Annotated in this window: 20 protein-coding genes and 1 other RNA gene; 8 read left to right on the forward strand and 13 right to left on the reverse strand. The window is 68.3% G+C overall.

Features of this window, described 5'->3' with window-relative positions:
• Positions 1-3: 3 nt before the first annotated feature.
• Positions 4-996 carry a tripartite tricarboxylate transporter substrate-binding protein gene (locus DACI_RS07215; protein WP_012203368.1) on the reverse strand — a complete coding sequence of 331 codons (993 nt, stop codon included), beginning with the start codon at positions 994-996 and terminating at the stop codon, positions 4-6.
• Positions 997-1,040: 44 nt separating this feature from the next.
• A complete protein-coding gene (gene pcaB, locus DACI_RS07220) occupies positions 1,041-2,423 on the reverse strand; it encodes a 3-carboxy-cis,cis-muconate cycloisomerase (RefSeq protein WP_012203369.1) in 1,383 nt (460 codons plus the stop codon).
• A 97-nt stretch (positions 2,424-2,520) separates the two neighbouring features.
• Between pcaB and DACI_RS07225 the strand changes: the two genes are divergently transcribed.
• Positions 2,521-3,267 (forward strand): GntR family transcriptional regulator, encoded by a 747-nt coding sequence (locus DACI_RS07225; protein ID WP_012203370.1) that lies wholly within the window; start codon positions 2,521-2,523, stop codon positions 3,265-3,267.
• On the opposite strand, the gene DACI_RS07230 is transcribed toward DACI_RS07225, so the two are convergent.
• The 3 genes from DACI_RS07230 to cysK form a co-directional block, all read right to left on the reverse strand.
• The gene (locus tag DACI_RS07230) at positions 3,264-5,120 is read right to left on the reverse strand and encodes an ABC transporter ATP-binding protein (protein WP_012203371.1); all 1,857 of its coding nucleotides are present in this window, start codon (positions 5,118-5,120) and stop codon (positions 3,264-3,266) included. The genes DACI_RS07225 and DACI_RS07230 overlap by 4 nt on opposite strands.
• A gap of 139 nt (positions 5,121-5,259) precedes the next feature.
• A complete protein-coding gene (locus DACI_RS32695; RefSeq protein ID WP_013804127.1) occupies positions 5,260-5,391 on the reverse strand; it encodes a hypothetical protein in 132 nt (43 codons plus the stop codon).
• Between the two features lie 36 nt (positions 5,392-5,427).
• Entirely contained in the window at positions 5,428-6,345 is a 918-nt protein-coding gene (cysK, locus tag DACI_RS07235; RefSeq protein ID WP_012203372.1) for a cysteine synthase A, read from the reverse strand.
• A 140-nt stretch (positions 6,346-6,485) separates the two neighbouring features.
• Here cysK and DACI_RS07240 point away from each other — a divergent pair, with 140 nt between their 5' ends.
• Positions 6,486-7,421, forward strand: a complete 936-nt coding sequence (locus tag DACI_RS07240) for a LysR family transcriptional regulator (protein ID WP_012203373.1) — start codon at positions 6,486-6,488, stop codon at positions 7,419-7,421.
• 20 nt (positions 7,422-7,441) lie between these two features.
• Here DACI_RS07240 and DACI_RS07245 read toward each other — a convergent pair whose 3' ends face one another.
• The 4 genes from DACI_RS07245 to DACI_RS07260 all read right to left on the reverse strand — a co-directional run bounded on the left by DACI_RS07245 (position 7,442) and on the right by DACI_RS07260 (position 12,120).
• Entirely contained in the window at positions 7,442-8,812 is a 1,371-nt protein-coding gene (locus DACI_RS07245; RefSeq protein WP_012203374.1) for an amidase, read from the reverse strand.
• Positions 8,813-8,862: 50 nt separating this feature from the next.
• Positions 8,863-9,540, reverse strand: coding sequence for a DUF2848 domain-containing protein (locus DACI_RS07250; protein ID WP_012203375.1), 678 nt, complete (start codon positions 9,538-9,540; stop codon positions 8,863-8,865).
• 87 nt (positions 9,541-9,627) lie between these two features.
• Complete coding sequence (locus tag DACI_RS07255) at positions 9,628-10,947, reverse strand: MFS transporter (protein WP_012203376.1); 1,320 nt, start codon at positions 10,945-10,947, stop codon at positions 9,628-9,630.
• 273 nt (positions 10,948-11,220) lie between these two features.
• The gene (locus tag DACI_RS07260; RefSeq protein ID WP_012203377.1) at positions 11,221-12,120 is read right to left on the reverse strand and encodes a DMT family transporter; all 900 of its coding nucleotides are present in this window, start codon (positions 12,118-12,120) and stop codon (positions 11,221-11,223) included.
• Positions 12,121-12,300: 180 nt separating this feature from the next.
• On the opposite strand from DACI_RS07260, the gene DACI_RS07265 reads away from it, so the two are divergent.
• Positions 12,301-13,095 (forward strand): AraC family transcriptional regulator, encoded by a 795-nt coding sequence (locus DACI_RS07265; protein ID WP_043780839.1) that lies wholly within the window; start codon positions 12,301-12,303, stop codon positions 13,093-13,095.
• Between the two features lie 56 nt (positions 13,096-13,151).
• Positions 13,152-13,584: RNase P RNA component class A (gene rnpB, locus DACI_RS30850), an RNA gene on the forward strand.
• 44 nt (positions 13,585-13,628) lie between these two features.
• Here the strand turns inward: rnpB and DACI_RS07270 are convergent.
• The 4 genes from DACI_RS07270 to DACI_RS07285 form a co-directional block, all read right to left on the reverse strand.
• Positions 13,629-16,097, reverse strand: a complete 2,469-nt coding sequence (locus DACI_RS07270) for a TonB-dependent siderophore receptor (protein ID WP_012203379.1) — start codon at positions 16,095-16,097, stop codon at positions 13,629-13,631.
• A 154-nt stretch (positions 16,098-16,251) separates the two neighbouring features.
• Positions 16,252-17,574, reverse strand: coding sequence for a sigma-70 family RNA polymerase sigma factor (locus tag DACI_RS07275; RefSeq protein WP_012203380.1), 1,323 nt, complete (start codon positions 17,572-17,574; stop codon positions 16,252-16,254).
• A 95-nt stretch (positions 17,575-17,669) separates the two neighbouring features.
• Positions 17,670-18,413 carry a pseudouridine synthase gene (locus DACI_RS07280; protein WP_012203381.1) on the reverse strand — a complete coding sequence of 248 codons (744 nt, stop codon included), beginning with the start codon at positions 18,411-18,413 and terminating at the stop codon, positions 17,670-17,672.
• Positions 18,414-18,466: 53 nt separating this feature from the next.
• Positions 18,467-20,137 carry an MBL fold metallo-hydrolase gene (locus DACI_RS07285; RefSeq protein WP_012203382.1) on the reverse strand — a complete coding sequence of 557 codons (1,671 nt, stop codon included), beginning with the start codon at positions 20,135-20,137 and terminating at the stop codon, positions 18,467-18,469.
• Between the two features lie 115 nt (positions 20,138-20,252).
• On the opposite strand from DACI_RS07285, the gene dapF reads away from it, so the two are divergent.
• The 4 genes from dapF (at position 20,253) to DACI_RS07305 (ending at position 24,185) form a co-directional block, all read left to right on the forward strand.
• Positions 20,253-21,113, forward strand: coding sequence for a diaminopimelate epimerase (dapF, locus tag DACI_RS07290; RefSeq protein ID WP_012203383.1), 861 nt, complete (start codon positions 20,253-20,255; stop codon positions 21,111-21,113).
• Positions 21,110-21,823, forward strand: a complete 714-nt coding sequence (locus DACI_RS07295; RefSeq protein ID WP_012203384.1) for a DUF484 family protein — start codon at positions 21,110-21,112, stop codon at positions 21,821-21,823. Before dapF ends, DACI_RS07295 begins: the two co-directional genes overlap by 4 nt.
• Before the next feature lie 14 nt (positions 21,824-21,837).
• Positions 21,838-22,935 (forward strand): tyrosine recombinase XerC, encoded by a 1,098-nt coding sequence (locus tag DACI_RS07300; protein ID WP_012203385.1) that lies wholly within the window; start codon positions 21,838-21,840, stop codon positions 22,933-22,935.
• Positions 22,936-23,069: 134 nt separating this feature from the next.
• The gene (locus tag DACI_RS07305; protein ID WP_043780841.1) at positions 23,070-24,185 is read left to right on the forward strand and encodes a CobW family GTP-binding protein; all 1,116 of its coding nucleotides are present in this window, start codon (positions 23,070-23,072) and stop codon (positions 24,183-24,185) included.
• Position 24,186 lies beyond the last annotated feature (1 nt).

A 24,186-nucleotide genomic window follows, 5' to 3' on the forward strand; every position in this document is an offset into this window, starting at 1 on the left:
GGCTCAGTCCAGCGAGATCTTCGCGTCGGCCGCCACCTTGCGCCAGCGCTCCACCTCGGCGGCCGTGTGGCGTGCCAGGGCTTCGGGCGCGTATTGATCTGCGGGCAGCAGGCGTATGCCCTGGGCGGCCATCCTGTCGGTCCAGGCCTTGTCGGCCAGCGCCTTGGTATAGGCCTGGTAGACCTTTTGCACCACGTCGCGCGGCGTGCCCTTGGGCGCGTAGATGCCGTACCAGGTGGCGGTCTCGAAGCCCGGCAGCAGCTTCTGGCCCAGGGCGGCGGCGCCCGGGAACTGGGGCATGGGCTTGTCCGAGGTGAGGGCGATGGCGCGGATGCGCTCGCCCGCCAGCTGGGGCAGGGCGGTGTTGGTCTGGTCGAACATGGCATCGACCTGGCCGGAGATCACATCGGTCATGGCCGGTGCCGCGCCCTTGTAGGCCACCTGGGTGATCTCCATCTGCGCGCGGCTGGCGAACAGCGCCGCCACCAGGTGCGAGGTCGATCCCACGCCCGCGTTGCCGAAGTTCAGCCGGCCCGGGTTCTGCTTGCCGAAGGCCACCAACTCCTCGGCCGTCTTGTACGGGGAGTTCTTGCCCACCAGCAGCACCAGCGGCGTGTCGGGGAAGCGGAACACCGCCTCGAAGTCCTTGACCGGGTCATAGGCCAGCTTCTTGTACAGCGACGGCGCCGCGCCCATGTAGCCCATGTGGCCGACCAGGAAGCTGTAGCCGTCGGGCGCCGAGCGCGCCGCCTTGGCCGCGCCGATGGTGCCGCCCGCACCCGGAACGTTCTCGATGATGATCTGCTGGCCCAGCTGGGTGCTGGTGCGCTGGGCGATGTCGCGCGCCATGGCGTCCGTGGGGCCGCCGGCCGCGAAGGGCACGATCCAGGTCAGCGGCTTGGCGGGGTAGCCGCCCTGGGCGTGCGCGGCCAGGGCGAAGGTGGTGGCGGCCAGGGCAAGGGCCAGGCGTGGCAGGCGGGGAAGATGGAAAGGCATGGTGTTGTCTCCTGTAGTGCTGTGTTCTGTCCTGGGCCGGGATGTCAGCGGCCGCTGGCTGTATGGGCGCGCGACAGCGCAAGGGCGCGGTCCACCATCTGCGGGGCCTCGCCCAGGTAGTTGCGCGGGTCGGTGAGGCGCTGCAGCGCCGCGCGGTCGAAATGGGCCGTGACTTCGGGCAGGCGGGCCAGCGCATCGGCCAGCGTGCCGCCCTCGGCGTTGACGCTGCGGCAGGCGGCATAGACGATGTCGTGCGCCTGCTGGCGGCCCGTGTGCGGGGCCAGGCCCATCATCACGGCCTCGGCCACGATCAGGCCGTCGGTCATGTCCAGGTTGCGGGCCATGCGTTCGGGATCGACGATGAGGCCGCCCAGCATGAAGCGCGCCTGGTGCAGGGCGCCGGCCGAGAGCACGAAGCTCTCGGGCAGGGCCACCCATTCGGCGTGCCAGGGGCCGGTGGCGCGCTCCAGGTCCTGGACCATGGCGTCCAGCATCAGGCCCGCATGCTGGCGCACGGCCTTGGAGGCGGCCAGCATCAGCTCGCTGGAGATGGCGTTGCGCTTTTGCGGCATGGTGCTGCTGGCGCCGCGCCCCGTGACGAAGGGCTCGAACACCTCGCCGAACTCGGTGGAGGACAGCAGCATCACGTCGTAGGCGATCTTGCCCAGCGAGCCGGTGACCAGGGCCAGGAAATTCACCGCTTCGGCCAGGCCGTCGCGCGCCACATGCCAGGTGGTGGCGGGCACGCCCAGGCCCAGTTCTTCCATCAGCAATTGCTGCACTTCCAGGCCCCGGCCGCTCAGCGAGGCCAGCGTGCCTGCCGCCCCCGCGAACTGGCCCACCAGCACGCGCGGGCGCAGTTCCTGCAGGCGCTGGGCATGGCGGTCGAACATGGCCAGCCAGATGGCGGCCTTGTAGCCGAAGGTGATGGGCAGGGCGTGCTGCAGGTGCGTGCGGCCGGCCATGGGCGTGTCGCGGTGGCGTTCTGCCAGGTCGGCCAGGATGGTGCGCAGCGCGGCGATGTCGGCATCGACCAGGTCCAGCGCATCGCGCACCTGCAGCACGGTGGCCGTGTCCATGATGTCCTGGGTGGTAGCGCCCCAGTGGATGTAGCGGCCTGCCTCGCCGCACTGTTTCACCAGCTGGTGCACCAGCGGCAGGATGGGGTAGCCGACAATGTCGGTTTCCTTGCGCAGCAGCTCGAAGTCCAGCGCGTCGAGGCTGCAGCGCTGCGCGATCTCGTGTGCGGCCTCGGCCGGAATCACGCCGCAGCGGCCCTGGGCGCGCGCCAGCGCGACCTCGACCTCGATGTAGCGCGACACCAGCGCGCTGTCGGCGAAGATGGCGCGCATGGCGGGGGTGCCGAAGGCGTCGCGGAACAGCAGCGAATCGATGGCGGTGCTGGAGGTGAAGGACGGAAGGGTCATGATGCGCAATTGCGATTAAGTTCGGACATATCGTTATTTTTATTTATGTACGTACATTACGAACATCCGGGTTTGCCTGGGGTGAGGGCCTGCGCCCATGGCTGAGACACGCTATGCCCAGGTGGCGCGCGACCTGTCCGAGCGCATTGCCTCGGGCGAATACGCCGTGGGCGCCCTGCTGCCCACCGAGCTGGAGCTGTGCGACCGCTATGGCGTGAGCCGCCACACCGTGCGCGCGGCGATTGCCGAGCTGCAGCAGTCGGGGCTGGTATCGCGGCGCAAGAAGGTGGGCACGCGCGTGGAGGCGGCGCAGCCCCATGCGCACTACCGCCAGGCGCTGACCTCGCTGGAAGACCTGGTGCAGTTCGGCGCCACCCATGTGCGCGAGGTGCGGCGCATCGAGGAGGTGGTGCTGGACCAGGACCTGGCCGCCGAACTGGACTGCCCGGCCGGCAGCCGCTGGCTGGCCATCTGCAGCCTGCGCCGCGACGGCGCCGCGCCGCACCTGCCCATTGCCTGGACCGTGGTCTATGTGGATGCGCAGCGCTTTGACACGCAGGAACTGGCCGAGCGCGTGCGCGCCGCGCCCGAGATGCTGGTCAGCAGCCTGCTGGAGCAGCAATACGGCCTGCGCATCGCGCGGGTGCGGCAGGCCGTGGTGGGGGCGCTCATTCCGGATGCGCTGTCGGAGGAATTGCAGGCCCCGGCAGGGTCAGCGGCGCTGAAGATCGTGCGCCGCTACCTGGATACCGATGGGGAGTTGATGGACCTCAGCGTGACCTTGCACCCGGCCAGCCGCTACACCTTGCATACGCAGCTGGACCGGGATCTGGCGAGCGTCTAGCCGTTGGCGTTGGCAGCTTCCGAGCCCTGCTCTGCGAGGAAGCCGCCGCTCTGGTGCGACCACAGCTTGGCGTAGATGCCGCCCAGCTCCAGCAGTTGCTGGTGCGTGCCCTGCTCGACGATGTGGCCCTGGTCCATGACGATGAGCCGGTCCATGGCCGCGATGGTCGACAGGCGGTGGGCGATGGCGATCACGGTCTTGCCGTGCATGAGGCTGTCCAGGCTTTGCTGGATGGCGGCCTCGACCTCGCTGTCCAGCGCGCTGGTGGCCTCGTCCAGCAGCAGGATGGGCGCGTCCTTGAGCATGACGCGCGCAATCGCCACGCGCTGGCGCTGGCCACCCGACAGCTTGACGCCGCGCTCGCCCACCTGGGCGTCATAGCCGCCACGGCCCTTGAGGTCGGTCAGCGTGGCGATGAAGTCCGAGGCCTCGGCCTTGTCCGCGGCGGCGAGCATCTCCTGCTCGGTCGCGTCGGGGCGGCCGTAGAGGATGTTGTCGCGCATGGAGCGGTGCAGCAGCGAGGTGTCCTGCGTGACCATGCCCACGGCGCCGCGCAGGCTGTCCTGCGTGACGGTGCGGATGTCCTGGCCGTCGATGGTGATGCGCCCGCCCTGGGGCTCATGGAAGCGCAGCAGCAGGTTCACCAGCGTGGACTTGCCCGCGCCCGAGCGGCCGATCAGGCCGATGCGCTCGCCGGCGCGGATGTGCAGGTTCAGGTGGTCGATCACCTGCTTGCCGCCGTCCTTGTAGGCAAAGCTCAGGTCCTCGAAGGCGATGGCGCCGTGCGTGACCTGCAGCGGCCTGGCGTCGGGCGCATCCACGATGGTGCGCGGCTTGGTCAGCGTGAGGATGCCGTCCTGGATGGTGCCCACGTTCTCGAACAGGCCCGTCATCTGCCACATCACCCAGTGCGAATAGCCCATCAGCCGCAGCGCCATGGCAATCACCGCTGCCACCACGCCCGCGCTGGCCTGGCCGGCAGACCACAGGTACAGCGCCGTGCCCGCCGAGCCCACCAGCAGCATCGTGATCATCAGGTGGTTGACGATCTCGAACTGGCTGACCAGCCGCATCTGCGCATAGCCCGTGGACTTGAAGGCCTCCATGGCGTTGCGCGCGTACTCGGCCTCGCGGCGCGTGTGGGCGAACAGCTTGACGGTGGCGATGTTGGTGTAGGCATCGGTCACGCGGCCCGTCATCATGGAGCGTGCATCGGCCTGCTCCTTGCCGATCTTGCCCAGGCGCGGAACGAAGTAGCAGCAGGCGCCGATATAGGCGGCCAGCCACAGCGCAAACGGAATCATCAGCCGCCACTCGAAGCTGGCCGCCAGGATCAGGATACCGATCATGTAGACGCTCACGCCCACCAGCACATCGACCACCATGAACACCACTTCGCGCACCGACAGCGCGGTCTGCATGATCTTGGTGGTGATGCGGCCCGCGAACTCGTCGGCATAGAACGACATGCTCTGGCCCAGCATCAGCCGGTGGAACACCCAGCGCAGCCGCATCGGGAAGTTGATGGCCAGCACCTGGTGCATCACCGCCGTGTGAAAGGCCAGCAACAGCACGCTGGACAGCAGGACGGCGGCAATGCCCCACACCGTGCCGCGCTGCTCTGCCCAGAAACCGGCCGGCGACACCGTGGACAACCAGTCCACCACATGGCCCATGAGGGCGAACAGCGCCGCCTCGTAGACGGCCAGCAGCGCCGAGGTGCAGGTCAGCAGCGCGATCCAGCCGCGCATGCCTTGCGTGCAGGCCCAGATGAAGGCGAAAAAGCCCTTGGGCGGGACCGTGGGCTCGACGCTGGGATAGGGCGGAACGCGTTTTTCAAAGAAACCGAACAAGATTTTTTTACTCCTTGGTCAGACCATCGTAGGCCAGAGTCGGGTTTGCCCGATGCCCGTTCAGCATGACCTTGGGCCGCAACATGTTTTGTAAGAAATCTCCACACAACTGTCCTACGCCAGAATTCGCGCCCGGATTTCAGTGCAGGGGGAACACCGCGCCGTGGGGAAGATTGTCCGCGTCCGGGGCCGCTTCGTTGTGCGCGAATGGGGAATGCAGCATCCCGCTGGCGGCAACAAAAAAGGCCTCTTGCGAGGCCTTGTGTTTCATGCTGCAGTGCACTGCAGCGGACGGGGCTTGCCGCCGTCAGGCCGGCAGGAAGCCTTCCACCGACAGGTAGCGCTCGCCCGTGTCGTAGTTGAAGCCCAGCACCTTGGCGCCTGCGGGCAGCTCGGGCAGCTTTTGCGCGATGGCGGCCAGGGTGGCGCCCGAGGAGATGCCGACCAGGATGCCTTCCTCGCGGGCCGAGCGGCGTGCGTACTCGCGCGCGGGTTCGGCCTCGACCTGGATCACGCCGTCCAGCAGGCTGGTGTCCAGGTTCTTGGGCACGAAGCCTGCGCCAATGCCCTGGATGGGGTGGGGCGAGGGCTGGCCGCCCGAGATCACGGGCGAGGCGGCAGGCTCCACGGCAAAGACCTTGAGCTGGGGGAACCTGGCCTTGAGCACCCGGGCCACGCCGGTCAGGTGGCCGCCCGTGCCCACGCCGGTGATCAGCACATCCAGGCCTTCGGGGAAGTCGGCCAGGATTTCCTGGGCCGTGGTGCGCACATGCACATCGATGTTGGCGGGGTTCTCGAACTGCTGGGGAATCCAGGCGCCGGGCGTCTGGCTGGCCAGTTCCTGGGCGCGGGCGATGGCGCCCTTCATGCCCTTTTCCTTGGGCGTGAGGTCGAAGCTGGCGCCGTAGGCCAGCATCAGGCGGCGGCGTTCGATGCTCATGCTCTCGGGCATGACCAGCACCAGCTTGTAGCCCTTGACGGCGGCCACCAGGGCCAGGCCGACGCCGGTGTTGCCGCTGGTGGGCTCGATGATGGTGCCGCCGGGCTGCAGGGCGCCGGACTTCTCGGCGTCCTCGACCATGGCCAGCGCGATGCGGTCCTTGATGGAGCCGCCGGGGTTGCCGCGCTCGGACTTGATCCACACATTGGCACCGGCGCCGAACAGGCGGTTGATGCGCACATGGGGCGTGTTGCCAATCGTTTGCAGGATGTTGTCAGCTCTCATCGGACCTCCGCGAGTTGGGGTGGTGGTTGGACAGTCGGGGGTGGCGCGCAGACGCTGCGCGAAAACCAGGCATTCATTGTGCACGCAGCTGTTCTATGCATGGGCTATATCGATATGGCCTGGACGGCTAACATCGCCGCATGAATCTACGGTTCCTGGAAACCTTTGTCTTGCTGGCCGAGTTGCGCAATTTCCGCCTGACGGCCGAGCGGCTGTACACCACGCAGGCCGCCGTCTCCAGCCGCATCGCCACGCTGGAGCAGGAGTTCGGCGTGCGCCTGTTCGACCGTGGCGTGCGCGAGGTCACGCTGACGGCCGACGGCGCCAAGGCCCTGGTCCATGCCGAGCGCATGCTGCGCCTCATGCGCGAGATGCGCGAGGACATGCTGGACAAGCAGGCCTATGCCGGCGTGATCCGCATCGGCGCCATCGAGTCCATCGTGCACAGCTGGTTTCCCGATTTCCTGGCGCTGCTGCAGCAGCGCTATCCGCGCCTGCAGGTGGAGATCGCCTGCGACACCACGCTGCACATGTCCGAGCAATTGGTGAAGGGCCAGCTGGACCTGTCGCTGCAGGCCAAGCCCGTGACGGCGGCCGGCGTGGGCCATCTGTCGCTGGGTGAATTTCCCATGGCCTGGGTGGGCAGCCCCAAGCTGGGCATTGGCGACGAGACCCTGAGCCTGGCCGAGCTGGCGGCCTTTCCCATCATGTGCTTTGCGCGCGGCTCCGAGCCGTATGCGGTGATCGAGCAGTTGTTCTCCACCGAAAGCAGCGCCTCGGTGCACCTGAACTGCATCGCCTCGGTGGCGACCATGATCCGCGTGGTCTGCGACGGCCTGGGCGTGGCCGCCGTGCCGCCGGCCATCATCCAGCGCGAGCTGGCCGAGCAGCGCCTGCGCCTGCTGCGCGTGGACCGGGAGTTTCCCTCGCTGCCGCTGGTGGCCTGCTTTCGCAATGACCACCAGAACCCGCTGACCGAAGTGGTGGCGCGCGCGGCCGAGGAGACCGCTGCCGCCTTTGCGCTGAACCACGGCCAGGCCGTGGCGCGGCTGCCGGGCAGCGGCCTGGGCGGCTAGGCCCGAGGCCGCCTGGTCGATCAGCCCTGCGCCGAAGCCAGCAGCTGCTCCACGGCCAGGGCCACGGACAGCAGTCGCCGGTCCTGCCCGCCGAGACCGGCCAGGCTCAGGCCCACGGGCGCCTCGCCTGCGCGGTGGCAGGGCAGGGAGATGGCGCAGCCGTCGAGGAAGTTGATCAGCGTGGGGTTGCGCAGGATCAGGCCGTTGGCGCCGAAGTAGGCCTCGTCGCTCTGCGTGAGGTCGGCGATCTTCGGGGCGACCACGGGCACGGTGGGCATGACGATCAGGTCATGGTCGGCCATCTGGGCGCTGACGGCGGCAATCCACTGCCTGCGGCGTGCCAGCAGGTCGATGTAGTCGGCCGCGCTGATGTCCTTGCCGCGCAGGATGCGCGTGCCCACGCGAGGGTCGTACTCGGACAGGCGTGTGGCGATGTGGTGGCGGTGCCAGGCCCAGGCCTCGGCGGCCGTGAAGCCGCCCTTGGAATTGATGTCGGCCAGCTCGCCGAAGGGCGCGACCACGACATGGGTGATGTGGGCGCCCGCCTGCGACAGCAGGGACAGGGCGCGCTCCCAGGCGGCGGCCACGGTGGCGTCCATGCCGTCCAGCACCACGTTGGTGGGTGCCAGCAGGCGCAGGCCCTGCAGCGGCGCGGCATGCAGCTCGCCCAGCGGCTCGCCGGAGAGGATGGCATCCAGCGTGGCGCAACAGCGCACGCTGGGCGCCAGCGGGCCGATGGAGTCCAGATTGGCCGACAGCGGCAGCACGCCTTCCATGCTCACGCGGCGGGCCGTGGGCTTGAAGCCCGTGAGCCCGCACAGCGCCGAAGGAATGCGCACCGAGCCGCCCGTGTCCGAGCCGATGGCCGCCATGGCCATGCCGTCGGTGACCGAGATGGCCGCGCCCGAGGACGAGCCGCCCGGGATGCGGCCGCCGCCCTCGTCACGCTGCCAGGGATTGCGCGGCGTGCCGTAGTGCGGGTTGATGCCCAGGCCCGAGTAGGCGAACTCGGTCATGTTGGTCGTGCCCACGATGACGGCGCCGGCCTGGCGCAGGCGCTGCACCACTTCGGCCGTGCGCTGCGCGGGCGGTGCGTCGGCCAGCAGGCGCGAGCCGCCCAGCGTGGGAAAGCCGGCGATGTCGAACAGGTCCTTGACCGAGACCGGCAGGCCCTCGATGGGCGAGCGCGCCAGGCCGGCCGCACGCAGCACGTCGCTGGCACGGGCCTCGGCCAAGGCCGCGCCCTGGAACACGCGCGTGAACACCTTGGGGCCTTCCCCCGACATGGTGCGGGCCAGGGCCTGCTCGGTCAGCTGCACCGAGGTGGTTTCGCCGCCATGCAGGCGCTGTGATGCCAGTTCCAGGCTGGGCAGGGGGAGGGCTTGGGTCATGTGGGAAGTCCTGTGGGTGAAGGCGGGCGTGGGCGGATCGGAGTCGGGGCTCAGGCCACGACGTCCAGCAGTTCGCTGCGGTAGCTGTGGCGGATGGAACGCCGGCTGCGGGGATCGTACAGCTCCATGGAGAACTGCGTCGAGGGGCGGATGCCACCGATGGCGCCCACCGTGCCGCAGGTCATGCCGCAGCCTGCGGGCAGCAGATCCTTGCCGCCCGTGAAGCCTGCGATCAGGTCCTGGGGCGTGCGCAGGCTGGCCAGCGTGCCTTCCTGGTAGAGCACCTCGCGGCCGTCTTCCACGATCCACGAGCGCACGACCAGCTCATCCCAGTGGCCGGCCACGTCGGCAAAGCGCCAGGCCTGGGTGGCCACGGGCTTGACGCAGGCCTGCTTGGAAAAGGCCACGCTGTAGGCCTCGAGCTTGCGGTCCGTGTGGTCGGAGGCCAGGCTCACGAACATCTCGCCTTCGTGCGTGAACACGAAGACCTCGACCTCGCCCGAGGAGTCCGCGCCCAGCACCTGCAGCGCGCTGCGCTGGCTCAGCTGGTTGCTGGAGATGCGGTAGTACAGCGGCACGGCGCTGGGGCGCGGGATGCCGATGGCGGCCAGCTCCTCGATGTGGTGCTCGATGGCCTCGCGGTCGCGGCCGGCCCAGCCGGCGACGATCAGGGTGTCGAATTCAGGGGCGAAGGTCTGGCCCTCGGGGGTGGTGAACTGCAGTTGCATGGCAGGCGATCCAGGGAAAAGGCGGGGCCGCAGGCCCCGGTGGGAAAGAGGAGGGGGCAGTGGCGCGCGCGGTGCCGCGCGCAGGCATCACTGCTTCTTGACGAAGAGCACGACCAGGAAGGCGGCCATGAATTCCAGCGCGGCCACGAAGTACAGGCCCGAGGACAGCGACCCCGTGCTGGTCTTGAGCGCGCCGATCATGTAGGGCGCCACGAAGCCGGCCAGGTTGCCGATGGAGTTGATCAGCGCAATGCCGCCGGCCGCCGCCGTGCCGGCCAGGAAGGCGGCAGGAATCGACCAGAACACGGGAAAGGCCGCGAGGATGCCGATGGAGGCCAGCGTCAGCGCGCACAGGGCGAGCACGGCGTTGTGCAGGAACAGGCCCGTGAGGATCAGGCCCGCCGCCGCGATCAGCGCGGACAGGGCGCAGTGCATGCGGCGCTCGCCGGTCTTGTCCGAATGCATGCCGTTCCAGACCATGGCCAGGGTGCCGGCCAGGAAGGGAATGGCCGAGATCAGGCCGATCTGCAGCGTGTTCTGGATGCCGATCTCCTTGATGATGGACGGCGACCAGAAGGCAATGGTGGCGTTGCCGCTGACGATGCAGAAATACACGGCAGCGTACAGCCACACGCGGTAGTTGCGGCAGGCGTCCAGGAAGGACACATGCTTGTGGCCGCCCTGGTTCTCTGCCTCCACGGCGGCTGTCACGGCGCGCTGCTCGGCCGGGCTCAGCCACCTGGCGTTGGCGGGCTTCTCGGGCAGGTACAGCAGCACGAAGAAGCCGGCGATCACCGAGGGAATGCCTTCCAGGATGAACAGCCACTGCCAGCTGGACAGATGGCCCACGCCCTGCATGCCGTTCATGATGGCGCCCGCAATCGGGCCGCCCACGGCGCCCGCAATGGCGAACGAGGTCATGAACAGGCCGTTGACGCGCGCCCGGTGGCGGGCCGGGAACCAGTAGGTCAGGTACAGCACCACGCCGGGGAAGAAGCCGGCCTCCACCACGCCCAAGATGAAGCGCAGCACGTAGAACATGGTGGGCGTGGTCACATAGGCCATGGCCATGGAGGCCGCGCCCCACAGGATGGTGATGCGCGCCAGCGTCTTGCGTGCGCCGATCTTCTCCAGCAGCAGGTTGCTGGGCACTTCGAACAAAAAGTAGCCGATGAAGAAGATGCCGGCACCCAGGCCGTAGATGGCCTCGCTGAACTGCAGGTCGTCCAGCATCTGCAGCTTGGCGAAGCCGACGTTGACGCGGTCTATCCACGCCAGGATGAAGAGCAGCACCAGAAAGGGAATCAGGCGCCAGGCGATCTTGCGGTAGGTGGCGTCCATGTCGGGCGGCGATGCCTGGCCGGCGCCGTGGGCGGGGGAATGTGCGGCGGATGCCGGACTGCTCATGGGGTGTCTCCTGTCTTCGACGGTGCAGCGGGCACACGGACCGGGGCGGGGCCCGTGTGTCTCAGGGGCTTCAGGCGCTGGCGGGTCTGCAGTGGGACCGGCCGGGCGTCTGGAGCTGTTCCTGTGGCGGCAGTATCGAAAGGCGGGACAGGGCTGTCCAACAAGAAATTATGAGCAGGCCTGAATGCAAATTCTTATGGGCAGAGCTGGTGCGGGCGCCGCACCGGCATGCAGCATGCGTGCACCATTTGCGCTCGGGAAAACCCTGATTTTTCAGGCGGTGGCGGCGGCACGCGGTGCGCGCAAAGGCTGCTTCCACAGCTCGGCCAGCAGCAGGCCGCCAATGGTCAGCACGCCGCCCACGGCGTGGTAGGCCGCCAGGGGCTCACCCAATGCCATGAAGGCGATCACGGCCGTGAAGATGGGTACCAGGTTGAAGAACATGCTGGAGCGGCCCGGGCCGATGCGCGCCACCGACATCATCCACAGCAGCGGCGCGGCGATGGAGGCCATGATGCCCGCAAAGCCCACCAGCGGCAGGTTGGTCGCGTTCAGCCCCGTGCGCGGCGCCATCAGGAACAGCGGCAGCTGCGCGATCACGGCCACCAGGATCTGCAGGTACAGCAGTTGCACCGTGGCCAGGCGCGGCATGGGCCAGCGCTTGAGCAGGATGTTGTAGACCGCATAGGCCAGCATGGCCACGAACATCAGCGCATCGCCGCCATTGAGGCCCTGGGTGAGCAAGGTGGCAGGCTGCCCCGAAGACACCACCAGGGCCACGCCCGCAATCGCCAGCACGCAGCCCAGCACGGCGCCCCGGCTCAACGCCTGGCCCAGCATGGCGGTGGACAGGCCCAGCACCATCATGGGCGTGAGCGAGCCGATCAGGCCCATGTGCGTGGCCGATGTCATATGGGCCGCGTAATAGGCCAGGCTCTGGTAGATCACCATGCCCAGCATCCCCAGCACGATGAGGCGTGGCAGCAGCGGCCGGATGTCGGCGCGCTGGCGCCAGATGGACGGCAAAAGGAAAGGCGTGAACAGCACGGCCGCCACCAGCCAGCGGTAGAAACCGATCTCGGCCGCGCCGATGCTGTCGGCCGCCATCTTGCTGACCACGGTATTGACCGACCAGATGAGCACGGCGATCAAAGGGAAAAGGTAAGACCCCATTGGAAGACTCCTAAGACTGATCCTATGATCGTTCTGTCCGACTTGGAGTGCATCCCTGGTTTCGGACAATCGATAGCGCAACCCGGACCATCCGCCATGCCCCGTCCCAGCAAACCCATGCACAACTTGGAGTGCATCCCTGGTTTCGGACAATCGATAGCGCAACCCGGACCATCCGCCATGCCCCGTCCCAGCAAACCCATGCACATCCAGAACGTCGAGGATGTGCCGGGCGAGTACTACTTCCGCTACGACGAATTCGGCGCCGACACCGAGGTGCCGCCGCACAGCCACAGCTGGGGTCACCTGAACTACACGCCCCACGGCAGCATGTGCATGGACACGGCAGGCCAGCACTGGGTCTCGCCGCCGCAGTACGGCGTCTGGGTGCCGCCCGGCGTGGTGCACAGCTGCCATGTGGCGCACGCCGTGGTCTACCGCTCGGTCTACCTGGCGCCTGCGCTGTGCAGGGAGCTGCCGGCGCAGCCGTGCTCCATGCGCATCGGCGCCATCGTCAAGGCCATCCTGGCCGACTTTGCCGTGCGCGACGTGCACATTCCCGCCACGGATGCCGACCTGCGCCTGGCCCGTGTGCTCTACGACCAGTTGCGGGCCGTTCCCGTGGAGCCCGGCTATCTGCCAGCCGCCGAACACCCGGCCCTGGTCGAAGTGCTGACCCGCATGCGCGCTGCGCCCGAGGACCACCGCAGCCTGGCCCAATGGGCCGCCAGCGTGCACATGACCGAGCGCACCCTGGCGCGCCACTGCCAGCGCGAGCTGGGCATGGGCCTGGGCGAATGGCGCCAGCGCATGCGCTACCTGCTGGCCATCGACGCGCTGGAGGCCGGCCTGAGCGTGCAGCAGATCGCCTATGACCTGGGCTACAGCACGCCCTCGGCCTTCATCGCCATGTTCCAGCGCGAGGCCGGCACCTCACCCGAACAATTCCGCCGCGAGTTCTGCATGCCGCCGTGAGGCTGTTGCGCCATCTGCCTGCAGCCCGGCCCAAGCCGCGAGATAATGCCGCCCGTGAAGCACGCCAGACCGCCGCTGGTGCAATCGTGGAAACACGGCACTGGAGGAACGTCCGGACTGCACAGGGCAGCGTAGCAGCTAACGGCTGTCCACCGTGAGGTGAGGATCAGAGCAACAGAGACGAGTCGGGGACATGTGCCGCCAACTTGGTGTTCTATGGGGTGCCAGCGCAAGCTGGCGACGGATGGCGCAAGCCAGACGCCCAGGCGAAAGCCTGGGCCCCATAGCCACCCGGGGACGCGGAACGCGTCCCCGGGTGAAACGGGCAATCTCTACGCGCAGCAATACCAAGTAGGCACACGTTGACGGGGCCCCCGGAGTGTGCGGGTAGGTAGCACCGAGCCGGGCGGCGACGCCCGGCCCAGATTAATGGCGGTCACATGCGGGCAACCGCGTGCACAGAATCCGGCTTATCGGCGCGCTTCACACTTTCTTCCATGCCCCGCCACCGGCGGGGCATTTTCATGGGCGGTTCAGAACTGGTATTTGGCCGTCAGCAGCAGCCTGCGCGGCACGCCGAAATAGTTGCCGCCGTTGTTCGTGCCCAGGGTCTCGAAATAGCGGCGGTCGAACAGGTTGCTGATGTTCATCTGCAGGTCCAGCTGCCGGTTCACCCGATAGCCGATGACCAGGTCGGCCACGGCATAGGCGGACTGGCGGATTGCATAGCCTTCGGCGCTGGTCAGCGACTCGGACGTGGTGCGGCTCTGGTAGCGCAGGCCGCCGCCCACACGCCATGCGCCCAGCTCGCCGCCCAGGTGGTACATGGCCGACAGCTTGAGCTGGTGGCGCGGCGTGTAGCTGGCATAGGGCGCGCCCTTGGCGCCTTCGGTGCTGTCGCTGGCGATCTCGGCCTGGGTGAAGGTATAGCCAAGGCCGGCGTTCAGGCGCGGCAGGATCTCACCGCTAATGTCCACGTCCAGCCCCTTGCTCCTGACCTTGCCGACGGAGCGGTAGCAATTGGTCTTCACCGTGCAGGAGTTGATGTCCGCGATGGCCTGGGGCAGGTTGTCCTGCGTGGTTTTGAACACGGCAACGGCCAGGTTCACGCGCTCGTCCAGGTAGCTGCCCTTGAGGCCCAGCTCGAAATTGCGGCCCTCCACCGGCGCCAGCATGCTGCCCGAGACATCCAGAAAATCCTGCGGCCGGAAGATGCTGGTGTAGCTGGCATAGGCCGAGTAGGTCTTGTTGATGTCATAGGTCAGCGCGGCATAGGGCGTGGCATGGGCTTTCTCGCTGAATTCGCGTTCCCGGCTCCAGCTGCCCTGGCGCTGGACGTTGGTGAAGTCGTACCAGTCCAGGCGCGTGCCGGCGATCAGGTTCAGTGGCTCGGCCAGCAGGAAGCGGCCCGTGGCGTAGGCCGAGGTCAGCGTGGTCTTCTGGCGGCGCGTCCACAGGTCTTCGGCCAGCAGGCCGGAGCGGTCCAGCGAGTCGGGGTTCCAGGTATAGGGATCGACGCCATTGGCGATCAGCCATTCCCCCGTGGGCGACAGGTAGCTGTAGCCCTGGTCGCTCCAGCGGATGGTGCGGCGGCTGACGCCGAAGGCCAGGTCATGCTCGCGGCCGAACAGGCGCACGGGGCCCTGGGCCGAGGCATCGAGGCTGAGCTGGCGCCTGTCGTAGTCGTAGAGGCCGCCGGCCACGTCGTAGCGCGTGCGGCCCTGGTCGTCCAGGCCGCCCGAGACCAGGTAGGCGCCGTCCAGCGCGGACTTGGCCTGCAGGGCGCGCGCGGCCAGCCTGGCCTTCCAGCCGTTGTCGAAGCGGTGCTCCAGGTCGGCGAACAGGCTGATCTCCTTCTTGTCCCATTTGCTCCAGGAGGGCGAGAAACGCCTGGATCGCGCAATGTCGAGGAAGGAGCCATCGAAGCCCATGGGCACGCCCATCCATTGCGAGCCGGGGTTGTCTTCGTTCACATAGGAGCCGCCCACGCTCAGCATGGTGTCGCGGCCCAGGTCGAACTCGGCGGTGCCGTACAGCAGCTGGCGGCGGCTGCTATAGCCATCGATGAAGTGGTCGCGCGACTGGGCCGAGGCCACCACACGCCCGCGCGCCGAGCCGTCCTCGTTGAGGGCGCCGCCCACATCGACCTCGCCCACGGCCTGGTTCCAGCTGCCGCCGCGCAGGGTGACCGAGCGCTGGGTGGTGCGCGGCGCGCGCTTGCGCACGAAGTTGATGGTGCCCGAAGGGTCGCCCACGCCCGTCATCAGCCCCGTGGGGCCGCGCACCACTTCCACGTGGTCGTACATGGCCATGGTGTCGTAGGTGGAGGTGTCGGTTTCATACGAGACGGGCACGCCGTCCTGCAGGAAGGAGCCGATCACGAACCCGCGCGAGAAATAGCGCGCCCGGTCGTCGCTCCAGCGGTTGATGGTGATGCCGGTGGCGCTGTTGGCCACGTCGTCGATGGACAGCATGCCCTGGTCGTCCATCTTCTGGCGCGTGACCACGGTGAGGGACTGGGGCGTCTCGCGGATGGACAGCGGCAGCTTGGTCGAGGTGCTCATCAGTCCCGTGGTGTAGGAGCCCGAGCCCTCGGTGGTCGTGGTCTCGCCCACGGCGGAGACCGTGACTTCGGGCAGGGCCACGGTGCCGGCGGGCTTTTCCACCACCAGCGTGCCCTGGCTCACATGGCCTTCCAGCCCGCTGCCGCGCAGCAGCCGGGCCACGGCGGCGGCGGTGCTCAGGCGCCCTTCCACGGCGGGCGCACGGCGGCCCTGCACCAGTTCAGGCGCGGCCAGCAGCTGCAGGCCAGCCTGGCGGGCCAGTTGGGCCAGCGCCTGGTCCAGCGGCTGGGCGGGAATGTGGAAGTCGGTGCTGGCGGCCGTGACCGGCGCCGCCTGTGCCAGCGCGGCTGGAGAAAGCTGCACGGCCAGCAGCGCGATGGCCGCCGCAACGGCATGGTGGCAGGCAAGGCGGGAAGGCTTGGAGGGGAATGAAGACATGGAAGGTCCCGTGGCGGATCTGGGCAATGGCGATTCCCGGGCTGCGAATGCGTCGCGTTCCCGGGTCCTCATGCCTATACGAACGGGTGCAGACATTCCCTCACGCCTGGTGCGCATGCGCCGTGCATTCCGGGGTCATGGGCGCATCAGCGCATCAGCTGCGGCGGCGGATGACCAGGGTGCGCCCGGTTCCCGGGCCCTGCTCCTTTTCCTGCACCTCTTCCTGCACGCTGACTGGCAGGGTGCGCGGCAGCATGCGCAGCCAGCCCTGGGCCGCCGCAATGCGCACGCGCCCCAGCACGGGCAGGGCGGCGGCGTCGGGCTCCACGCGCAGTGGCTGCAGGCTGTAGCGCTCCAGGCGCCGGACCACCTCGGCCAGCGGCGTGTTCTGGAAGTCCAGCCAGCCCTCGCGCCAGGCGGCCACCGCCGCAACGGTTTGCACGGCGGCCGTCTGGCCTGGCGCCAGGCGCAGCATCTGGCCTGCGCCCAGTTCATGCGGGGCGCCGCTGCCGTCGCGCACCTGCACGCGGCCCGCATCGACGGCGACCAGCACCGCATCGTCCTCCAGCGCCACCTCGAAGCGCGTGCCCAGCACGGTGACCTGTACGTCCGCTGCCTGGACCATGAAGGGCCATTCCGTGTCGCGCGCCACGGCGAAGAAGGCGCTGCCGGCCAGCAGCCGCACCTGGCGGCGCGTGGCGTAGAAATCCACCTCGGCACGGCTGGCGGCGTCCAGCGTCAAGCTGCTGCCGTCGGGCAGGGGCTGGTTCAGCAGGCGGCCGGTGGCCGTGGCCAGCCGCACCTGGTACTGCGGCATCCACTGGCGCCAGGCCAGCCAGATCGCCGGGCTGCCGACACCCAGGCCCGCCATCCCCAGCAGGGTGGACAGGGCGCGGCGGCGGCCCGTGCGTGGTGCGGGTGCGGCGGTTTCTCCGCGCCAGCGGCGCAGCGCGGCTTCCACGCTGTCCATGGCGCGCATGACCTCGCGTTCCACGGTTTTGACCGAGACGCCGTGGCGCTCGGCCAGCTCGGCATGCGAGGCGCCCTCGATGCGGTCGGCCAGGAAGATGTCGCGGCAGCGCGCGGGCAACTGCGCCAGGGCGCCTTCGACCCCGGCCAGGGCCTGGCGGTAGGAATGGGTGTCGGCCACATCGGGGCTGAGGGGGGAGGGCGGCTCGCCTTCCCTCGCGCTGGTGTCAAAGCGCTCGGCCGTGCGCTGGCCATGGCGCAGGTGGTCGATGGCGATGTTCTCCATCACCGCGTAGAGATAGGCGCGGCTGGCGCCTGGCGGACTGTCCGGCGCGGCGGGCGCATCGCTTTCGCCGCGCTGGCGTTCGGCAAGGCGTATCCAGGCGTCATGCACCAGGTCACGCGCGGCCTGCGGGCCGGCGCGGCGCGCCACGAAGCGTACCAGCTCGTGGTAGCTGTCCTGGAAGGTGCTCAGCAGGGAAGAAGAGGAAGAGGCGGGCGCAGGCATGCGGGAGGCCCGAAGGCAGCACGGGAATCCCGCATTCTATGAAATGATTCTCATTTGCCGAATGTGCTGCCCGCCGCGCACCCGGCAATGCTGGCCTAGAACCGCTCCCAGGGCATCAGGTAGCGCCACTGGCCTTCGGGCACCTTGGCCAGAGAGAGGCGGCCAATGCGCAGGCGGCGCAGGCTGACCACGCGCAGGCCCACTTCGGTGCACATGGCGTCGATCTCGTCGGGGGCGATGCCCTTGAGCGCAAAGCGCAGATGGTTCTCGTTCTGCCAGCTCACGCGGCAGGGCGGCAGCTGGCGCTTGCCGATCGGCAGGCCGGCCTTCATCAGCTCCAGACCGTCCTCGTGGATCTGGCCCTCGACGCCGACGATGCATTCCTGCTCCAGCCACATGCCTTCCTCGCCCAGCTTGCGCGCCACGCGCTTGTCCTGGGTGTAGACGATGAGGCCGCTGGCCGGCAGCGGCAGGGGCAGGAAGGATTCCAGGTTCTTGAAGTGCTGGGCCAGCACCAGCAGCGGCATGGGCGTGTCCACCTGGGCCATGCTGGCTTCGCCCAGCAGGGAGTGCGCGCTGCGCACCCGGCCATAGGGCCGGCCCTGGGTGTAGCCCGCAGGCTTGTTCATCAGCAGGGTGACGGGCGGCACGGCCTCGGGCTGGGCGCCGCTGCGCAGCGTGACCTGCTGCTCGGGGCGCACGCGCGTCTCGGGCAGTTGCACGACCTTGCCGTCCACCTGGACGTTGCCGGCGGTGATATGCAGTTCGGCCTCGCGGCGCGAGCATTGTTCCTGTTCGGCCAGGCGCTTGGCCAGGCGAACGCTTTCAGATTCAGACATGCGCGCAGCTTAACCAGATACCAGGCCCCGCGCGCGTCGTCGGTCATTGCCGGTCATTGCCGCCCGCACAGCGCACGGATGCGCTCCACATGGGCCAGCAGCGAGCGCTCGGCAATCGGCCACAGCTGCGGCGGGGCGTCGTCATAGGCCAGCCGCACCCAGTCCTGCACGCTGCCGTCGGGCTGTTTTTGCATGGCGGCCAGCACCTTGGCCTCGCGCGCCAGCCGGTGGGCCTTGAGCTTGGCGATCGCCTGGCGCGCAAAGCCCAGCACATAGCCATGGGCCGGCAGGATGAAGCGCACATCGTGCGCGGCGCACAGCGCGTCGAGCCTGTCCAGCGAATCGATGTAGTCGCGCATGTTGCCGTCAGGCGGATCGATGATGGTGGTGCTGCCATTGAGGATGTGGTCGCCGCTGAACAGCAGGGCGTCTTCCTCCAGCACAAAGCACACATGGTTGGCCGCATGGCCGGGCGTGAACACGGCCTGCAGGGTGTGGGTGGTGCCAGTTTGCGCATCCTGCAGCACGATGCGCTGGCCGTCGGTCAGTGCGTAGTCGGGGGTGAAGCGGCTGGCCGGCCGGGCCGTGGGCGCCGAGGGCAGGCCGCCAATGGCGGGCCTGGGCCTGCCGGCCTGCACGGCCAGCGCCTGCAGCAGCGCGGCGCCCGGCGAGTGGTCGGCATGGGAATGCGTGCACAGGATGTGGCGTATGTCGCCGCCCGCCGCATCGAACAGGCGCTGCACATGGGCGGCATCGGCCGGGCCGGGGTCGATGGCGGCGTAGCCCGTGGCGGCATCGCCCACCAGATAGCTGTTGGTGCCGGGGCCGGTCATCACGCCGGGGTTGGGTGCCGTCAGGCGCAGCAGGTTCTTGCGCAGTGGCACGGCGCGCTCGCTCTGCCAGTCCAGCGTGTGCAGGATCTGGCCGTCCGGGCAGACCATTTCCAGCTCGCCGAAGGGGGCCTCGTCCTCCATGTGGCGGGCTTCCTTGCCATTGAGAAAGCCGGTGCGCGGGCAGCACTGCCACAGCGGCTGCTCGCCTTGCAGGGCGGCGAACACGGCATCGGTGCCCGCGAAGCGGCTGAGCCGGTCCAGCGTGCGGATGGTGGGGAAGATCATGGGAAAGCTGCCCGCGCGGTGGCGCTCCAGCGCTTCCTGCGGGCGCACCCAGATGGGCTCGAACTGTTCCGACCCGTCGGCGTCGGGTTCCTGGCCTTCGGGCATGCGCGCCACGAAGAAGGGCACATCGAAGCGCCGGGGCTGGTCGCGGTCGGCCGTCCAGTGGGCCAGGTACCACAGCGCATCCACGGCCAGGCGCAGGCCGCGTGCCTCGCACTGGGGCACCAGCGGCGCCTTGCGGTCCAGCGTGGCCAGTTCGGCGGCAGATACCGGCCGGCCCTGGGCGTCGTGGGCCAGCAAAATGCCGAGCTCCTCGAAGGTCTCGCGCAGGCCGGCGATGGCCTGGGTGATGCGCAGTGCGTCGCCGGCCTGGGCGGGGCGGGTGCTGGCGCAGGCATGGGCGGCCTCGGCCGCGTCCTGGGCCTCGATGCCGCCGCCCGGGAAGACGTAGGCGCTGGGCACGAAGCTGGCCTTGGGCGAGCGCCGCGTCATCAGCACCTCCAGCCCCTGGCCATCGGCGCGGTCGCGCAGCAGCAGGACGGTGGAGGCCTTGAGGGTGTCTACGGGCTGGCGCTGGGGGTGCAGGAGCTGGCTGGGGCGGGTCATGGGGGCATTATGCGGATTGGCCCGCCCGCCGCTGTTGCGCAAGAGACGCAAGTACTGCTGCGGGGCATGGCCCCGGATTGCGCCATGAGGCTGCCGTGCAGGGGATAATCGCCGGATGCAGATCCGCTTTACCAAGATGCAGGGCGCTGGCAACGATTTCGTGGTTCTCGACGAAACCGCCGGCCCGCTGGGCCTGAGCGCAGCCCAGTACCGCTTCCTCGCCCATCGCCAATTCGGCGTGGGCGCCGACCAGATCCTCACGGTGCGGCCCTCGCCCGCCGAAGGCATCGATTTCGAATATGTGATCCACAACGCCGACGGCGGCGAGGTCGAGCAGTGCGGCAACGGCGCGCGCTGCTTTGCGCGCTATGTGCACGACAAGGGCCTGACCGGCAAGTCCGTCATCCGCGTGCAGACGCTGGCCGGCCTCATCGCCCCCGAGCTGCATGCCGATGGCCGCGTCACCGTGGACATGGGCCAGCCCGTGCTGGAGCCCTCCCTGGTGCCCTTCAATGGTGCAGACCTTGTGCCCCGCCCGCTGGGTGCGGCGCAGCAATGGCCCCTGCAGCTGGGCGACGAGGCCACGGTCTGGATCGCCCCCGTTTCCATGGGCAACCCGCATGCGGTGCAACTGGTGGACGATGTGGACCACGCCCCCGTGGCCACCTGGGGCCCGCTGATCGAGCGCCATGTGCGCTTTCCCCAGCGCGTCAATGCGGGATTCATGCAGATCGTCGATCGCGGCCAGATCCGGCTGCGTGTTTACGAGCGCGGTGCCGGCGAGACGCTGGCCTGCGGCACGGGCGCCTGCGCGGCCGTGGTGGCCGGCATTCGCTGGGGGCTGCTCGACGCGCGCGTCGATGTGCACACCCGCGGCGGCCGGCTGACCATCGAGTGGGACGGCGGCGCGGTGCGCATGACCGGCCCCGCAGAGTTTGTTTTTGAAGGACAGATCGAGGTTCCCGACCAGCCATGAACAGCACTACCGATATCGCCGTCACCGAAGAGACGATTGCCGACTACCTGCTGAACCATCCGGAATTCTTTGAGCGCCACGCCGAGATGCTCGCGCGCGTGCAGCTGGTCAGCAGCCACAGCCCGCGTACCGTCAGCCTGCAGGAACGCCAGGCCGAGATGCTGCGCGAGAAGATCAAGGGCCTGGAGCACCGCATCATGGACATGATGCGCCACAGCAGCGAGAACGCCTCCATCGGCGACAAGCTGCATGCCTGGAGCTGCGCACTGGCCAAGGTCCAGGACCTGCGCGAGCTGCCCCACGCGCTCACGGCCAGCCTGCAGCATGTCTTCGAGGTGCCCCAGGTGGCCCTGCGCCTGTGGAACGTCTCCGGCGCCCAGACCAGCAGCATCTACACCATGGGCGTCAGCGAGGACGCCAAGTCCTTCGCGGCATCGCTGACCATGCCGTTTTGCGGCCCCAACATGGGCTTCGAGCCCGGCGGCTGGCTGGTCGATCCCGATGCGGCCCAGTCCCTGGCCCTGCTCACGCTGCATGACGGCGACAGCATCAACCCGGCCAATGCCTTCGGCATGCTGGTGCTGGGGTCTCCCGATCCGCTGCGCTTCGAGGCCACCATGGGCACGGAATTCCTCTCGCGCATCTCGGCCCTGGCCAGCGCGGCCCTGTCGCGCATGCGGCCCGTGCCGCTGACCCTGGCGCGCGGCTGACCGGCTGAAAGCCCATGCCGGGAGCATCGGACAGGGACGGGCTCCCGGAAGGCGACATTCCGGCGGAGGATCTGGCGGCAGAGAACCTGGCGCTGCTCCCCGCCGCCGTCCATGCCTATCTCGAGCATGTGCGCGTGCAAAAGCGCCTGGCCGACCGCACCTGCGCACTCTATGCGCTGGACATGGCCCGGCTTTGCACCATGGCCCGCGACGCCGGCCAGGAGTTGCTGGCGCTGCAGCCCGCCCACATCCGCCGCTTCGTGGCCCAGATGCATTCCCGGGGCCGCAGCCCGCGCGGCATTGCGCTCATCCTGTCTGGCTGGCGCAGCTTCTTCCGCTGGGCAGCCCAGCAATCGCTGGTGCCCTTCAATCCCGTCGAGGGCGTGCGCGGTCCCAAGGCCCCCAAACCCCTGCCCAAGGCATTGGGCGTGGATGACGCCGTGCAGCTGGCCGCCTTCAGCAACGCCGAAGCCGATCCCTGGATCGAGGCACGTGACGCCGCCATCACCGAACTGCTCTACAGCTGCGGCCTGCGCGTGGGCGAGCTGGTGGGCCTGGACGTGGCGCCCGGCCAGGACACGCAGCGCCAGGGCCGTGGCTGGATAGATTTGCAGGCCGCCGATGCCCATGTGCAGGGCAAGGGCGGCAAGCGGCGCACCGTGCCCGTGGGCGCCGCCGCGCTGCAGGCGCTGCAGCGCTGGCTGGCCTTGCGGGAGACAGGCCTGGCTGGCGCGGCCGCGCTGGCTGCGCATCACGAATCCGCACTTTTCATCGGCCGGCGCGGCGAACGCCTGGGCGCGCAGTCGGTCTGGACCCGGCTGCGACAGCGCGGCCAGCAGGCCGGCCTGTCGGCCGGCGTCCATCCCCATGTGCTGCGGCATTCGTTTGCCAGCCACATGCTGCAGTCCAGCGGCGACCTGCGCGCCGTGCAGGAATTGCTGGGCCACGCCAGCATCTCGACCACGCAGATCTACACGCGCCTGGATTTCCAGCATCTGGCCCAGGCCTACGAGAACGCCCACCCACGCGCGCGGCGCCAGAGTGGGGGCGGCAGCGACAGTGGCGATGGCGATGGCAATGGAGATAACGATGAAAAGGGCCGCCCCCGATAAAAAAGGCCAAGCCCTCTGGCAAAACGGCACTTGACAGGCTCGCTAAACTTATTCGGAACGTCTTTTCGACAAGGCCCGTCCGTGGTGGATGGGCCTTGCCGCTTCCCCTTGCTGAATTTTCTGAAAGCAATCCCATGGCACTGATTCCCGTCACCATCCTCACCGGCTTCCTGGGCTCGGGCAAGACCACGCTGCTCAAGCGCGTGCTCAGCGAGTCCCACGGCATGAAGATCGCCGTGATCGAGAACGAGTTCGGCGAAGAGAACATCGACACCGACATCCTCAGGACGGAGTCCAAGGAGCAGATCCTGCAGATGAGCAACGGCTGCATCTGCTGCACCATCCGCGAAGACCTGCGCGAAACCCTGCAGCTGCTGGCCGCCAAGCGCCGCAAGGGCCTGGTGGAGTTCGACCGCATCGTGATCGAGACCACGGGCCTGGCCGATCCCGGTCCCGTCGCCCAGACCTTCTTCATGGACGACGAGATCGCCGAGACCTATCTGATCGACTCCATCCTCACCCTGGTCGATGCCAAGCACGCCAACCAGCAGCTGGACGACCGCCAGGAGGCGCGCCGCCAGGTGGGCTTTGCCGACCAGCTGTTCCTGTCCAAGACCGACCTGGTCAGCGAGGACGAGAAGAACGCGCTCATCCACCGCCTCAAGCACATGAACCCGCGCGCGCCCATCCGTGCCGTGCATTTCGGCGAAGTGTCCCTGAACGAGGTCTTCGACCTGCGCGGCTTCAACCTCAATGCCAAGCTGGACATCGATCCCGACTTCCTCAAGGAAGACGACCACGACCACGGACATGACCATGGCCACAAGCATGAGCATGACGAGCACTGCGGCCACGACCATGGCCATGAGCACGACGAGAACTGCGGGCACGACCACGCCCATGACCACGAGCATGGCGAGCACTGCAAGCATCCGCACCACCATCACCACGATGACGACGTCAAGAGCTTCGTCTACCGTGCCGACCGTGCCTTTGACCCTGCCCGCCTGGAGGACTTCCTGGGCGCCATCGTCAACATCTACGGCCCGCGCATGCTGCGCTACAAGGGCGTGCTGAACATGCAGGGCACGGAGCGCAAGGTCATTTTCCAGGGCGTGCACCAGCTCATGGGCAGCGACCTGGGACCGCAGTGGGCCGAGGGCGAAAAGCGCCAGAGCAAGATGGTCTTCATTGGCATCGACCTGCCCCAGGACATCTTCCTGCAGGGCCTGGAGCAGTGCCTGGTCTGAG

Origin of the sequence: Delftia acidovorans SPH-1, assembly GCF_000018665.1 — a bacterium.
In the GTDB taxonomy this organism is placed as follows: domain Bacteria; phylum Pseudomonadota; class Gammaproteobacteria; order Burkholderiales; family Burkholderiaceae_C; genus Comamonas; species Comamonas acidovorans.